At 36.5% G+C, this 15,614-nt stretch carries 13 protein-coding genes and 4 tRNA genes; 1 reads left to right on the top strand and 16 read right to left on the bottom strand.

Annotation, left to right across the window (positions count from 1 at the left end; all coding sequences use genetic code 11):
• Positions 1–57: 57 nt before the first annotated feature.
• From glmM to rocF, 6 genes are all read right to left on the bottom strand, one after another.
• Entirely contained in the window at positions 58–1,410 is a 1,353-nt protein-coding gene (glmM, locus tag NST98_RS13925; RefSeq protein ID WP_340715336.1) for a phosphoglucosamine mutase, read from the bottom strand.
• Positions 1,411–1,518: 108 nt separating this feature from the next.
• On the bottom strand, positions 1,519–2,553 hold the full coding sequence (locus NST98_RS13920; RefSeq protein ID WP_016839587.1) for a CdaR family protein: 1,035 nt from the start codon (positions 2,551–2,553) through the stop codon (positions 1,519–1,521).
• Complete coding sequence (gene cdaA, locus NST98_RS13915) at positions 2,546–3,382, bottom strand: diadenylate cyclase CdaA (RefSeq protein ID WP_016839588.1); 837 nt, start codon at positions 3,380–3,382, stop codon at positions 2,546–2,548. Before cdaA ends, NST98_RS13920 begins: the two co-directional genes overlap by 8 nt.
• Positions 3,383–3,855: 473 nt before the next feature.
• On the bottom strand, positions 3,856–4,476 hold the full coding sequence (locus tag NST98_RS13910) for an anti-sigma factor family protein (RefSeq protein WP_016839644.1): 621 nt from the start codon (positions 4,474–4,476) through the stop codon (positions 3,856–3,858).
• A gap of 12 nt (positions 4,477–4,488) precedes the next feature.
• The gene (gene sigW / locus NST98_RS13905; protein ID WP_016839643.1) at positions 4,489–5,052 is read right to left on the bottom strand and encodes an RNA polymerase sigma factor SigW; all 564 of its coding nucleotides are present in this window, start codon (positions 5,050–5,052) and stop codon (positions 4,489–4,491) included.
• Positions 5,053–5,193: 141 nt separating this feature from the next.
• Positions 5,194–6,099 carry an arginase gene (gene rocF / locus NST98_RS13900; RefSeq protein WP_016839642.1) on the bottom strand — a complete coding sequence of 302 codons (906 nt, stop codon included), beginning with the start codon at positions 6,097–6,099 and terminating at the stop codon, positions 5,194–5,196.
• A gap of 170 nt (positions 6,100–6,269) precedes the next feature.
• Between rocF and NST98_RS13895 the strand changes: the two genes are divergently transcribed.
• A complete protein-coding gene (locus tag NST98_RS13895) occupies positions 6,270–7,703 on the top strand; it encodes a DDE-type integrase/transposase/recombinase (RefSeq protein ID WP_340714442.1) in 1,434 nt (477 codons plus the stop codon).
• 549 nt (positions 7,704–8,252) lie between these two features.
• On the opposite strand, the gene NST98_RS13890 is transcribed toward NST98_RS13895, so the two are convergent.
• From NST98_RS13890 to NST98_RS13845, 10 genes are all read right to left on the bottom strand, one after another.
• Positions 8,253–8,327, bottom strand: a tRNA-Gln gene (locus tag NST98_RS13890).
• 5 nt (positions 8,328–8,332) lie between these two features.
• Positions 8,333–8,417, bottom strand: a tRNA-Tyr gene (locus tag NST98_RS13885).
• A gap of 22 nt (positions 8,418–8,439) precedes the next feature.
• A tRNA-Val gene (locus NST98_RS13880) sits at positions 8,440–8,515 on the bottom strand.
• Positions 8,516–8,533: 18 nt separating this feature from the next.
• A tRNA-Glu gene (locus NST98_RS13875) sits at positions 8,534–8,605 on the bottom strand.
• A gap of 149 nt (positions 8,606–8,754) precedes the next feature.
• Positions 8,755–9,534 (bottom strand): ABC transporter ATP-binding protein, encoded by a 780-nt coding sequence (locus NST98_RS13870; protein WP_016839641.1) that lies wholly within the window; start codon positions 9,532–9,534, stop codon positions 8,755–8,757.
• A gap of 78 nt (positions 9,535–9,612) precedes the next feature.
• Positions 9,613–10,860, bottom strand: coding sequence for an ABC transporter substrate-binding protein (locus NST98_RS13865; RefSeq protein ID WP_016839640.1), 1,248 nt, complete (start codon positions 10,858–10,860; stop codon positions 9,613–9,615).
• A 39-nt stretch (positions 10,861–10,899) separates the two neighbouring features.
• Positions 10,900–11,961 (bottom strand): branched-chain amino acid ABC transporter permease, encoded by a 1,062-nt coding sequence (locus tag NST98_RS13860; RefSeq protein WP_445684059.1) that lies wholly within the window; start codon positions 11,959–11,961, stop codon positions 10,900–10,902.
• A gap of 5 nt (positions 11,962–11,966) precedes the next feature.
• Positions 11,967–12,848 carry a branched-chain amino acid ABC transporter permease gene (locus tag NST98_RS13855; RefSeq protein ID WP_016839638.1) on the bottom strand — a complete coding sequence of 294 codons (882 nt, stop codon included), beginning with the start codon at positions 12,846–12,848 and terminating at the stop codon, positions 11,967–11,969.
• Positions 12,823–14,742, bottom strand: coding sequence for an AMP-dependent synthetase/ligase (locus NST98_RS13850; RefSeq protein WP_340715334.1), 1,920 nt, complete (start codon positions 14,740–14,742; stop codon positions 12,823–12,825). The genes NST98_RS13855 and NST98_RS13850 overlap by 26 nt, the downstream gene beginning before the upstream one ends.
• Complete coding sequence (locus NST98_RS13845; protein WP_340436456.1) at positions 14,736–15,527, bottom strand: ABC transporter ATP-binding protein; 792 nt, start codon at positions 15,525–15,527, stop codon at positions 14,736–14,738. Before NST98_RS13845 ends, NST98_RS13850 begins: the two co-directional genes overlap by 7 nt.
• Positions 15,528–15,614: the final 87 nt, after the last annotated feature.

The raw sequence follows: 15,614 nt of genomic DNA, 5'->3' as shown, positions 1-15,614 counted from the left end.
TAAAAAAGCTGTGTGTAAAGTCAATGTATTTTGACATTACCCACAGCACTGTTTATGTTATTCAGTAATACCCATTTCTTTTTTTACAACTTCTGCAATGCGATTTACATAACTTTCGCATTCTTCGTCAGTTGGTGCTTCCACCATTACTCGAACTAATGGTTCGGTTCCAGAAGGACGAACTAGTACTCGACCATTGTTTCCAAGTACATCTTCCACTTCTTTAATTGCTTCTTGTACTTTTGGATTGTCTTTCACTTTATTTTTATCCGTAACACGTACGTTAACTAAACGTTGCGGGAATATTTTCATTTCTGATGCTAGTTCAGATAACCGCTTACCTGTTAATTTCATTATATTTACTAATTGGATAGCTGTTAGCATACCATCGCCAGTAGTGTTGTAATCAAGGAATACGATGTGGCCAGATTGTTCGCCACCTAAGTTGTAACCATTTTTACGCATTTCTTCAACGACATAACGGTCACCAACAGGCGTTTGTACACTAGTCATTCCGTTTTCTTCTAATGCTTTATAGAATCCCATGTTGCTCATCACTGTCGAAACGATTGTATTTTTCTTTAAAAGCCCTTTACTATTTAAATATTTCCCGATGATAAACATGATTTGGTCGCCATCGACAATATTCCCTTTTTCATCGACTGCAATCAATCGATCTCCATCTCCGTCAAAGGCTAGCCCAACATCCGCTTCTCTTTCCACAACGAATTCTGCCAGCTTTTCAGGGTGTGTAGAACCTACTCCATCATTAATATTTAATCCATCCGGAGAAGCACCCATTGTTGAAATATCTGCCTCTAAATCTGCAAATAAATGCGTTGCTAATGAAGAAGTAGCTCCGTTCGCACAGTCAATCGCAACGTGAATACCTTCAAAATCTTCATCAACCGTTTGCTTTAGATAGGAGATGTATTTCTGACCACCTTCAAAATAATCGCTGACTGTGCCTAAATCTGCCCCAATTGGTCTCGGCAGTGTATCTACCTCAGCATCTAGTAATTTTTCAATTTCTTCTTCTTGTTCATCTGTTAATTTATAACCATCTGGACCGAAAAATTTAATTCCGTTATCTTGAACTGGATTATGTGAAGCTGAAATCATAATTCCTGCATCTGCATTCATTACTCGAGTTAGATAAGCAACACCCGGTGTGCTAATGACACCTAATCTCATGACTTCAACCCCAATAGAAAGCAAGCCAGCAACTAACGCTCCTTCTAACATATGACCAGAAATTCTTGTATCTCGACCAATGATGACTTTTGGTCTTTCATTAGCATTTTTGGTTAAAATGTATCCCCCTACACGACCTAATTTAAATGCAAGTTCCGGGGAGAGCTCTGTATTTGCGACTCCTCGTACGCCGTCTGTTCCAAAATATTTTCCCATAACTATTCTCTCCTTCAACACTTGACATTCCATATTTGAATAATTCATGGAATCAAAACCAAGCAATTTATGTTATTTGAGTAGTTTTTTATTTTGAAATTCAAGATTTTATTCGCTTTTTATTTCCTCATCAACACCATTTGGCTCATCCATACTTTGGTCTTCATCGGTTTCTTCATCAACTGAATCTGGTTGAGTTGGTGTTTTTGTAACATTAGCGCGTACAATAATTTTATCAGTTCCTAATTTAGTAGCTCCCTTCGGCAAGTTTAGGTCCACTTCATAATTTCCTGAGTGGTCAACCTTCGATACGTCAAATTCTACGACTAAAGACTTTAGGGAGTCAATAATAGATTTTGGACCAAACAATTCAATCGTCTTTGTATCTGTATTTAGTTCATTAATTACTACACCTTGTTGTGGTGTTCCTATTTGCCTGAGTGTGATTGGAATATCTCTGCTATATTCCTCCACTTCAACAGTCACATTAACCGTTTCTGGTTGAATAGATACATCTAGTTTATTTAAATTACTATCTAATACTTTGACATTCGCTTCTTGGGTAAAAGATTCCTTAATTCCTTCCGGTGCTGAAACTGTTGCTTTTACATAACTTATGTTTTCAATTATGCTCTTGGCACCTGTTACAATCACTTTACTCGGCTCAGCCATCATCGATTTTAACACATAACCTTCCGCAAACAATCGGTTATTGATTTCAGGATCTACCCTAAACTCTTGAGTTACTTTTTCTTCAATAACAACATCCACTACCTCTGGGTCAATTGTCACATTCAGTTTATCAGAAAAATTTTCATGCTGTATTGTAACTCTATGTTCACCAATTAACAATGAATTTAAGTCAACAAATACTTTAAAATCTTTTTGGAATTTTGTTTTTAACACAATTTGCATTGGGCCTTCAATTGTTACATCTACAGTTTCTGGCAACCCAGTAACAATTAAATTTTCGGAATCATAATAGACCTCTAAAGGAACATCCGTAATAATATCTACATGATTATTCGATGTAGATTCTTTTCCACCACCAGTTAATTCCGCTTTCACGTAAAAGAAGAGAAGAAACGCTAATATGAAGGCTGTTGCTCTCAACACCCATATATTATCAAAAAATTTATCCATGTTTTTTCCCCCTCCAAGTCCACTTAGAGGATGCGTCTAGTTCCATTTCTGGCCCAAACCATAATGTTCTAAGTAAAGATTCGAAATTTTCTAATGTGAGATTTCTATGTAGATTGCCATTCACTGCAATACTAACTGCACCTGTTTCTTCCGATACAACAACTACGATAGCATCTGTAACTTCACTTAACCCAAGAGCAGCTCGATGCCTTGTACCAAGTTCTTTTGATATCAATGTGCTTTCTGATAATGGTAAATAACATGCCGCTGCTGCTATTCGATCTTTTTGTACAATTACTGCTCCATCATGAAGTGGGGTATTTGGAATAAAAGTATTAATAATCAATTCTGACGTAATATGGGCATCAAGTCGAATACCTGTTTCGATATATTCGTTTAAGCCTGTTTCTTTTTCAATGGAAATGAGTGCACCAATTCGTCTTTTCGCCATATAACTTACAGCTTTTTTCATTGCTTCAATAAGACGCGCTTGTTCATCTTCCAATTGATTTACTGGACGTTGAAATAACCTACCGCGTCCAATTTGTTCAAGGGCTCTTCGAATTTCAGGTGTGAAAATAATAATAATCGCTAAAAATCCCCAATCAATTACTTCTTGGAGCATCCAGCCTAATGTATCCAAACCAAAGATTTCAGTTGCAATTCTTGCAATGATAATGACGAATAAACCTTTTAATAACTGAACGGCTTTCGTCCCTTTTATAAGGGTTAAAATTTTATATATAACGTACCAAACAAGTATGACGTCCAATAAACTAAAAATAATATTTACAGGAGTAAAGTCAGTAAATTGCTCAATTATATTCATGTGGCATCCCCCACTTAATTCACCAAATCAATAACAAAAAACACATGCGATATAGTTTATGCATTTTTTATAAAAATAGTATATAAAAAATTCCATTTTTATAAATTTAAAAAATTCCCAATTATACTATCAACAAGTATATCATAATCAAATCCATAAAGCTTTTATAGTATTGACGAAACTTTTATATCAATTGTTTCTTTTTTTCTTTTCTTGTCTAAAAATATCGATTTTGATTAATAACAAAAAATTATCATCCATTTTCGGATGATAATTTTTTGTTTAAATCATTATTGTTTCAAAAGAAGAACATATTAGCAATGCTTCTTTGCCACTTTTCAGACATTACTTTCCTTAAGAATGCATGCATAGAAACTGTCTATATGTCCACGCCACATGTAAGATTACAGTTCTTTAAAAACACATTTAATTTTTGTTACATCTACTTGCTGCTGAACAATCCAATTCCTATTTTATTCTTCATCTTTTTCAAACAGTGTCACAAAGTCCGATGCCATTCGTTTAATCTCATACCATATCCATTCAAACACTTGATCAATTTCTTGAATCTGTCCCGATACAACTGCCGTAGATGCCATATACTCCCCATTAATGACGATTATATTGCCATCTACTTCTCCTTCAACTACAATATCTCCGTTTTTTACAACAATATCACCTTTTACGACTTCACCTTCAGGAACAATGACCGTTTGCCCTTCAACGATTAAGTTTGGTTGTTTCGTTACTGAAAATTTATCATCATTAAAACTTCCAAATAACGTTGCACTCATAAATAAAACAAACATTGCGGCCGCTACTAAAAATGGATGTCTTCTAAGCCATTTTTGCACGCCTACTCGACTTTTCGGTCTAGGCAGACGCTTCATTACCTTTTCCTCAAAATGTGGAGGTGCTGTAATATGCGCTGCACTTTTAATAAATGCAATCGTGTCACTCAGTTGATGCATATGTTGTTGACATTCCGTACATGTCTTCAAATGCTGTTTTAGCACTTGTTCGTGTTCACGGCTAATGTCGCCATCTAAATACTCGTGCATATAGTCAATAATGTGTTGTGGACACGTACTCATGCAATTCCCCTCCTACAATTTGTTAAGCTGCTTTCTTAACGCTTCACGGCCTCTATGAATTCTAGTTTTCACCGTTCCCAAAGGCAAGTCAAGTATTTCACTTATTTCTTGAAGAGAACATTCTTCAATATATTTTAGTACTATCACCGTACGATATTTCTCAGGTAATCTGCTAATTTCATATTGGATGCGTTCTTGAAATTCCATTTGGAGAGCTACATCTTCAGGTAGATCTTCTTCATTTGCAATATGTGAATACATATTTAATCCATCAGTACCATCTACCTCAGCATCTAAATAGTAATCTGGCTTTTTCTTACGAATTCGATCTATACACAGGTTCGTTGCTATGCGATAAAGCCAAGTTGAAAATTTCCTATTTTGATCGAACGTATGTAAATTAATATACGCCCGAACAAAAGCTTCTTGAGCAATATCTTCCGCCTCTTGTTTATTTCCAAGCATTCGATAACAAATTTGGTATAGCTTGTGCTGGTAGAGGCTCACAATATCTGAAAATGCGTTTTGATCACCTTTTAGCACTTGCTTTATTCTTTTGTTCACTAACGCATCCATGTGTTTCTCTCCACCTTTTTTGGCTTAACGTAATATACGAATGAATTCTTCACAAAGTTTCATTTTTTAGTTGAAATACAAAAAAGAATTCTGACCCTAATAAAGTATAAAATACCAAATTTATCAAATAAATAGTGCATTTTACACTAATTTTTCGCCTAGCAACGACCCCATTAATGCTACCGCAGTATCAGCCGTTTTATTGCGCTCATCAAGAATTGGATTTACTTCCACAAATTCACATGATGTAATAATTTTTGCCTCTTCCAACATTTCCATTGCTAAGTGGCTTTCTCGATAAGTAATTCCTCCAGGTACTGGCGTTCCTACTCCAGGTGTATAGATAGGGTCCAAAGCATCTAAATCAATGGAAATATGCACCCCATCAACTTCCCGTTCTCTTAAATATGCCACTGTTTCTTCTATTACTTTTGTCATACCCACTCGATCGATTTCATGCATTGTAAAAATTTTAATCCCCTTTTCTTTAATTAAAGCTCTTTCTCCCTCATCAATCGAACGAGCGCCTATAATGACCACATTTTCATATTTAATCGTTGGTGCATTTTTTGCGATATTAATTAATCGTTCATCACCAAGTCCAAGGTTTACCGCTAAAGGCATACCATGAATATTTCCGGAAGGAGTTGTTTCCGAAGTATTAATGTCTGTATGAGCATCAAACCAAATAACACCTAAATTGTTATAATGTTTTCTTATTCCAGCAATGGAACCGATAGAGATACTATGGTCTCCTCCAAGAATTACAGGAAATCTTCCTTGCTGAATAACTTCATCCACTTTGTCCGCTAATTTTTCACTAACCTCTAGAACTTCTTCTAAATTTAACAATTTCTTATCGCTAATCTCACTTTTTTTCGTTTTATGAACTGATACATTTCCTTCATCAATCACTTCATATCCTAATCTTTCTAATCTTTCAATTGCGCCAGCGTATCTCATCGCGCTTGGCCCCATATCTACCCCTCTACGTTGTTGACCATAATCTGATGGAACTCCTATAATTGATATTTTTTTTCTTTCCATAAAAACACCCCCTGATAAATTTACGTATTGTCAAAACTTTATATAGAAATAGGTTATAGAATCCTATATTAGAGGGCTTTATAAGCAAAAAACTTGCCACCCCCTAAATTCTAGGGTATTAGTGAGGTAACCACACCAACACAAAATCCCTAGAAAGGAGAAGTGGCAAGTTGTTACCTCAAATTATAACCTATTTACTTACTTTTATAAACTTTCAAGAACAAATTATTCGAACTCTACTTACCCTACTAATTGGAAGAAGCATGTTCGATAAACCCAAAGAAGCTCCTGTTAATCAGCCTTATCGAAAGCTTCAAATTGATGATTTACCTATCATTGAAAAGGTAGAAAAGCTCGATTATCAGCTTTTATTAACGGAATATCTTCAATCCAAAGGAAAACCGTTAAAACCAGTACGCCGTCGAGCCAATTCTACGCCCGTACCGTCTACCTTATGTTGTCCGAAGTGTGGTGCTCCTTCTGCGTATTTGTACGCAAATAACGGAGGAAAAGGACAATATCAGTGTAAGGTGTGTGCGTGTGTTTTCAATAAAAAAAGTCGTTATCAGAAAGAGGCCATTCTTAAGTGTCCTCACTGCCTTAAAACGCTTGAAAAAATTAAAGAACGAAAAGATTTTCACGTGTTTAAGTGCAAAAATGATATGTGTACCTATTATCAAAAAAACTTGAGCGCCATGACTAAAAAAGAGAAAAAACAGTTTAAAGAAGATCCACAATCGCTGAAAGTTCGCTACATTTACCGGAAGTTCCACATCGACTATCAACCGTTATCCAAACAATCACCAAAGCAGCCAAAAGTCGATTTATCAAGATTGTATGTTTCACCGCATACACTTGGGCTCATCTTGACGTACCATGTCAATTACGGATTATCGGCCCGTAAAACGGCAGCGATCATGAAGGATATTCACGGCGTGTCTGTCTCCCATCAAAGTATCCTAAACTACGAAAACAGCGTCGCATTATGGCTCAAGCCTTATATTGACTACTTTCCGTATGAGCTGTCGGATCAATTCTGTGGGGATGAAACGTACATCCGGGTCAACGGTCGTTGGCATTATCTGTTTTTCTTTTTTGATGCGGTCAAGAAAGTCATTCTTTCGTATCCAGTGTCACCAAATCGCGACACCGCAACAGCAATACGAGCGATTGATGAAGTACTAGTGAAGCTGAAAGAAATACCCGAAAACCTACAATTTGTAGTAGATGGTAACCCTATTTACTTGTTGGCACAGCATTTCTTCGCAGAAAACCACATATCGTTTGACGTAAAACAGGTCATCGGGCTAACAAATGAAGATGATGTCTCCAGAGAGTATCGACCTCTCAAGCAAATCATCGAGAGACTAAATCGCACGTTTAAAGGAAATTATCGATCGACACACGGCTTTGGTTCTGAACAAGGTTCTGTTTCTTTTGTGACATTGTTTGTGGCTTACTTTAACTTCTTGCGCCCACATTCTTCACTTGAAGGTAAAGTGCCAGTAACAATTCCAGAATTAGAAAAGCTACCAACCATGCCAGCGAGATGGACAGCCCTTATTGGGTTAGCTCAAGACTGGATTCAACAACAGTCAGCCTAACTTTTGTTTAGCTGAGCCCTATTCAGCTATCGGCGAAGCGAACTCTTGACAAACCGAACTTACCAATGGTTTAAAATGGAAAAAGTCAAGGGTTTATTTAGCATGCCTTCTTTTGTTCCCTTCGCCCTTGATTGACCTCTGAATAAACCATTGGTGTGTTTGTCAAGAGCGATAGCGTGGCATTTCCACCTAATAAATGGTAGGTAGTATGAACCGTGCTAGTTTTTCATAGAACTTTTGACACTACCTAAATTTAATTCTATAAGAGAATGATGGTTTGACTCAACTTGACAAAAAATTGTATAAATATACATAAAAAAACACAGAATATAGCGATTTCTTCATATAGAATGTATTTCAAAAATACGTTTTAACCAATCCATTAAACTTGTAAGCATGGAATTAAATTATAGTTTTTCGTGTACTCTTGACCTTTATACAATAAAAAAATCCTTTACTCATTGAGTAAAGGATTGACTAGTTAAAATTATTTATTCGATTAACACTTTATTGAAGGGTAATATACAATCTTAAGCAATATTATTTTAGTGGCTGGGGTACCAGGATTCGAACCTGGGCATGACGGAATCAAAATCCGGTGCCTTACCGCTTGGCTATACCCCAATAAATGGTGGAGGGGGGCGGATTCGAACCGCCGAACCCAAAGGGAACGGATTTACAGTCCGTCGCGTTTAGCCACTTCGCTACCCCTCCAAATGTATATCCAAACAATATATGGTGGAGGATGACGGGATCGAACCGCCGACCCCCTGCTTGTAAGGCAGGTGCTCTCCCAGCTGAGCTAATCCTCCTAAATTAATAAAAAATAATGACCCGTACGGGATTCGAACCCGTGTTACCGCCGTGAAAGGGCGGTGTCTTAACCACTTGACCAACGGGCCATTGTCTCCTTAACAAGACAATAATTATAATATCATGTATTACTGAACTATGCAATAGAAAAATTAAATTTTTTTCAAAAAAATTTATATCTACCTTAAAAGTATGCTAATACCTTTAAGGTAGCCAATTCTATAATTGTAAATACTTCTTACCAAACAATTCTTTGTCGGCGCCGATTGCTTCTACCTTCTTTTATATCTTTTCCAGTGCCTAAATAATGTTCACTAATATTTTTATCTTCTAATAATGCCGATGCTTCACCTTTCATTACAACCCTACCATTTTCGATAATATATCCATAATGTGCTATAGAAAGGGCGATGTTAGCATTCTGTTCGACGACTAATATCGTCAAACCTTCTTCTTCGTTAATCTTTTTTATATTCTCAAAAATTTCCTTTACAAGCAATGGGGCAATGCCCAGTGATGGTTCATCAAGCAGTAATAATTTTGGTTTTGCCATAAGTCCTCTGCCAATGGCCAACATTTGTTGTTCTCCACCAGATAAGTAACCTGCTTTTCGATGTTCAAGCATTTTTAATTTTGGGAAATATTCATAAATCTTTTCAATGTCACTTTTAATTGAAGAGCGATCTTTTCTTGTATATGCTCCTGCATATAAATTTTCTTCCACCGTTAAATCTTTAAATATTCTACGACCTTCCATACACAAAAAGATTCCCTTTTTCACCAACTGATCGGGAGAAATATTGTTTATGATTTCTCCTTGAAATTCAATTGTTCCGTCCGTAATATGTCCGTCTTCTGCAGCCAATAAACCTGAAATGGCTTTTAAAGTTGTTGATTTCCCCGCACCATTACTGCCAAGCAGTGCAACTATTTGCCCTTCTTTAACATTAAGCGAAATTCCTCGCAATGCTAGAATCATTTTTTGATAAACCGCTTCTAAATTACTCACACGAAGCATTTTTTTATCTCCTTCCATCAATCGTTAAAGAGAAAAAGGGACAATAGAATGTTGTCCCTTTCATTAATTTTGATTTTTTCAATCTTTATAGCTGAAGTAATCAGTAATTGGCTCCCATTTTCCGTTTTTCACAATACCAAGTCGAGTCATTTCTGTACCAGCATGATTATCTGGAGCAAAGGATACATTTGCAGCTAAACCGCCTAAATCTAAGTTTTGAATGGATTCAAGACCTTCGCGAATTTGTGGTCCTGTTAAATCGCCTTCAGGATATTTTTCTGCAGCGATTTTAATTGCTTCAACCATAATTTTTGCTGCAACCCATCCTTGTACAAATTTTTGGTTAATATCATCAACTGTCTTACCTTTTGCATCTAAATATTCTTTGATCTCCGCCATACCAGGCATATCTTCATACGGGAATGCATGGGAAAGGATACCTATATATCCTTCTGCAACATCTGCACCTGCAATATCAATAATTCCTTCACCTGCTGCCCAGTTTAATCCGATAAATTGCGTATCAATGCCTAATGTTTTTGCATCACGTAAAATTGTAGATGTAGCTCCCCAAGTTTGTTGAATAATAGCATAATCTGGATTTTTCTTTTCCATATTTAACAATTGAGATTGAGCTTCTGTTGCTTGAACATCAATAACTTGTTCATCAACTACTTCCACTCCAACTTCTTTTGCATATTCTTTAATATCTTCAATTGGTGAACGCCCAAATGCTGTGTCATTGTAAAGCAATGCTAAAGTTGGAGCATCGTCTCCTTCATGGTTTTCAACAATCCATTTAAGAATTGCTCGTCCTTGATCTGAATAGGAAGCAGCTGTTAAGAAGTTGTATGGACTTTCATTAATATTTTTCAAGTTTTCAGAGTAAGAAGCTGAAATAAATGGTAATTGGTCTGTAGCTACTTGCTGTCTTAAAGCTTCCGTGTCACCTGTACCCCAACCTAAAATAGCAACAGCCTTTTCCTTATCACGCAATTCTTGATAAATTTTTTGCGCTTCTGGAATTTGGTAGGCGTAATCTTTACCGATTAATTTTAGGTCAAGTCCTTCCACTCCGCCTTTCATTTCTAGATACTCAAAATATGCTTTTTCTCCTTCCGCATAAGGTGTTCCTACATCTCCAGTACCACCTGTGATATCATACAAACCTCCAACAACGACTGTGCGTTTGCCTCCACTATCGCTCGAATTCGATGAACTACCATCGTTCGAAGTGCTTGGATTTGCTGAGTCTCCACCTCCACAAGCTGAAAGGATGATGAGCAACACCCCTAGCATAATCCCCAAAAGTTGTTTGCTTTTCAAAACAAAATCCCCCTTTTTATATAAAATTTATTAACTAACTTAATAAGAGAATGGCCAAACTCTGAAATAGTTTTTTATGTTATGCCAAATATGAGCTAAACCACCTGGTTCAAAAATTAAAAACAGAATAATCGCTAAACCGAAAACAAATTCTTTAAAGGCTGAGAATAATTGGTATAAGTTAGGCATGTATGCAGTTAATAAATCAACAATAGATGTTAGTCCTACAGGTAAAAGGGTAATGAATATAGCCCCTAAAATAGATCCTAAAATGCTTCCTAACCCACCAATCAACACCATGGCGAGGTATTGAATGGAAACATGGATATTGTATAGTTCAGGACTCACAATCATTGTGTAATGAGCTAATAATGCTCCCGCAATCCCAACGAAAAAGGAACTTATAATAAAGGCTAGTACTTTATAGTAGAATAAGTTAATCCCCATAATCTGCGCAGCAATATCTCGATCTCGAACAGCTAAAAAGGCTCGCCCGACTCTCGTTCTTAATAAGTTCACCGAATATATGACGGTTAACATCAAAATGATAATCGATAAATAATAATAAGATGCGTTAGACATGAAAGAGTAGCTTCCGATGCTAGGCCGACTCAATACCATTCCTGCTGTTCCACCTGTGACGCTATCCCATCGGCTGATGATGAATGTAATAATCACTTGTGCTGCCAATGTGGCAATGGCTAAATATAACCCTTTTAGTCTTAAAGATGGGATTCCAAACAATCCTCCAACCAATGCTGTCACAATACCAGCTAGCGGGAGAGAAACCCAGAAACTTAAACCATAAGTTGTAGTGAGTATCGCTGTTGTATATCCTCCTACCCCTAAAAATGCACCAACTCCGATAGAGATTTGTCCAGTAAATCCGGTTAAAATGTTTAAGCCAATTGCACCGATAGCGGAAATAGCACAAAGGGTAAGAAGCCCTACCCAATAATTCGATACGTAGAGCGGTAATGTTAGTAAAATGATTAACAAAATAAGCCATTTTACGATTTCACTCTTCGTTCCAAAGAATTTCATATCTTCTTTATAGGATGTTTTGTAATTTCCACATTCTCTTACAAACAAATTCCTCAACAACGTCACACCCTCTCAATACCACGGCTACCAAACAAGCCATGTGGTTTTAACATTAGGATTAATAGAACCACAATAAATGGCACTACATCTTTTAATCCTCCTCCTACGAGAGGATCTAAATAACCTCCTGCCAAGTTTTGTATAATGCCAATGAGAAAACCTCCAATAATTGCCCCCATTACACTATCAAGTCCTCCAAGAATCACAACCGGTAATACTGTTAAACCAATTGCTGACATAGTAGGGCTAACTCCATTAATATTTCCAAGCAATATTCCTCCTATTGCGGCTACCATGGAGGCAATCATCCAAGTCATCGCTAAAACGAACTTTACGCTCATCCCCATGGATAATGCAGCTTGTCGATCGTCTGCAACCGCACGCATCGCTAGACCAATTTTGGAGTATTTGAAAAAAATTGAAAAAATAACTAATAAAATCATGACAATAATAAAGGACCATAAATAGACTGGTGTAATTATGATTCCTCCTATATTCAGCGGCGTCTGCGGGAACACCGGTGGAAAAGTTCTAGTTGTATGTCCCCAAATAATATGAACAGCACCAGCTAGTAAACTTGATAATCCTAGTGTTGCCATAATGACAGAAATTGTCGGTGCATTTTGTAATTGCCGAATGACTAGTCGCTCAACGACTAACCCTAAAAATGCACTAAATAATAACGTCCCTATAAATGCAACAAGGAAAGGCACGTTTAAAGCCGTCATAATGACTAAACAAACATATGGGCCAAATAATACAAATTCACCATTAGCTAGGTTTAGCGCTCCACTGGCTCGGTAAATCAAAACAAAACCGAGAGCTACAAGACCATAAATACTACCAACGACAATTCCATTAATAAGCATTTGCAAGAAGAACATCCTCAGGCACCTCCAAATTCTGCTCCAATTGAACGATGCGCAATGGAATCTCCTCTACTGATTCTGTTTCCGATATGCGCACTTGAATCAATTGATTATTTGAATACATTGCATCGATTAGCTCTTTATAAGCATTTTCAACGAAATTCCTTCGAATTTTTAATGTTCTTGTCAGTTCTCCTGCATCTGCTGAAAATTGTTTGTGTAAAATGATAAATCGCTTTACCCGTTCTTGTGGAGGTAATTCCTCCATTAACCTTTTTACTTCTTGTTGAATTAATTTAATCACTCTGTTATTTACTGATAAATCAGAAAATTCTGTATATACTATGCGCTCTTTAGCCGCCCATCTTCCAACAGTAGTCATATCGATATTAATAAGTGCAGATAAAAATGGACGATTTTTTCCAAACACAATGGCTTCTTGAATATATGGACTGGACTTTATTATATTTTCAATTTTGTGAGGATAAATTTCTCCTTTTGGCATGACGATCACATCTTCTTTTCTATCCAAAATATAGAGATGACCATCCTTATCAATAAAACCTTTATCTCCAAGGGAAATCCATCCATCAATCACCAATTCCTGATGTTCTTCGTTTAAATATCTAGAGAAAATGGCATTGTTTTTTAAATATACTAGTCCATCTTCTCCAATTTTTACTTCCGTATTTGGAAGCGCCATACCAGAACTGCCCACTTTGATATCATCATCTCGTTGAACAATGGCAATTCCCGCTACTTCTGTTCCACCATACGTCTGCTTCACATTTACACCGATGCTATGATAAAAATATAATGCTTCAGGGTGCAATGCTGCTCCTGCAACATATGCTCTTCTCGTTCTCGCTAAACCTAAATGATCGCGAATTGCACTAAAAATAATGACATCTCCAAGGAAGTACATAAAACGTTCAAATGCAGTAAGCTGGAGATTCTCCAACTTTGCCTTTGCGCGCTTATCACCATATTTTTTAAATAGTTGATATACTTTTCTTTTGAACCAACTAGCTCCTTCCATACGAACTTGAACATTTGACATGATCGATTGATACACTCTCGGAGAAGCAATTATTGTTTGTGGTCCAATTTCTCTTAAATCACCAATAACTGTATCCGAACGTTCAGGGAAATTTACTGTCAACCCAATAACTAAAGGAACCACAATCCCCATAATTTGCTCATGTATCCAAGCAAGCGGGAGAAATGAAAAATAATCATCCGTTTTTTTCATTTCATCTAGTTGAGTTAAATTTTTGGCTGCTTCAATTAGTTGATAATGGGTGTATACGGCTGCTTTTGGGTTTCCACCTGTTGCGGCACTGTAGGAAATAAGCGCTTCTCTTTGCTCTTCTAAGAGGCCAATCTGTTCTTCAAAAAAATTCGGATGTTCTTTTAATCGTTCTGCACCAATATTCAGTAATTCTTCCAAGTAAATTAGTTTTGGGTGACGATAATGTCTTAAACCTCGAGCATCATAATAAATAATATGTTCTATGAATGGGACTTCATTTTCAATTGCTAATAATTTATCCACTTGCTCCTTATCTTCAACAATGACGATTCTCGGTCTTGTATCATTCAAATAAAATCGAATTTGCTCTTGTAAAGATTCTTGATAAATTCCTACTGAAATTCCACCAATTGTCTGTGCTGCAAGCTGAGCATATAGCCATTGTGGTTTATTTTCCCCTATAATGGCTAGCGTTTCTCCTTCTTTAAAATCATAATGTTTCTGTAAAGCAATCGATAATCTCTTTACATTCTCTAAGTAATGACTCCACGTGAATTCTTTCCATATTCCCAATTGTTTCTGTCTAAAAGCTACTCCTAAAGAATCGATTTTCGCTCGTTCAAATAAAAGTGACGGTAACGTGACCGTTGTTACCATGTTTTTCCCCCTTCAATAACTGTTTCTTCTCCAATATAAGCTTTTATTACATCTGGATTTTCTCTTACTTCCTTAGGTGTTCCAAAACCTATGCGTTTCCCAAAATCCAACACTGCAATGTGATTAGATAAGCTCATTACAACACCTAAATCATGTTCAATAAGTACTACTGTAATTTTCATGACTTCATGCATATCTAATATAAATTGAGACATTCTTTCTTTTTCGGCACCATTCATCCCCGCCATTGGTTCGTCCAATAAAATCAGCTCGGGATTTAAGGCTAACGCTCTGCCTACTTCTACTCTCTTTTGTAGTCCATATGGAAGAGTGCCAACGGGTTTATGTCGAATATCCTGTAACTCTAAAAACTCTATTACTTCTTCTACTTTTTCACGATGTTCTATTTCTTCTTTTGATGCTTTACCTACATAAATTCCACCACTAAACACACCTGATTTCATTAATGTATGTCTACCTAATTTAATATTGTCCAATACTGACATATGCGCAAATAACGCTATATTTTGGAAAGCCCGTGCAATTCCGAGGGTTGTTCGTTCATAAGGTTTCATATTAGTTATATCTTTCCCTTTATAGCGGATTGAGCCGCTTGTTGGATGATACAATCCACTGATACAATTCAACATGCTCGTCTTTCCTGCACCATTTGGACCTATAAGTGAGAATATTTCTCCTTCGTTAATATGAAATGAAACTTGATCTAAAGCTTTCACTCCTCCAAAGTGTAATGAAACATTTTCTATCTCCAATATCGGCCCCAATAAAGTTCCCCCTTTTAGTTTATTAGTTACATTAGCAGTTAATAGATGAGATGTTTTGTATAATATACTAATCTTTTTTCTTATTTA

The organism is Ureibacillus sp. FSL W8-0352, from assembly GCF_038004345.1.
Lineage (GTDB): Bacteria > Bacillota > Bacilli > Bacillales_A > Planococcaceae > Ureibacillus > Ureibacillus thermosphaericus.
Note: the sequence above shows the minus strand (reverse complement) of the source record. Positions and strands in the feature narration are given on the sequence as shown.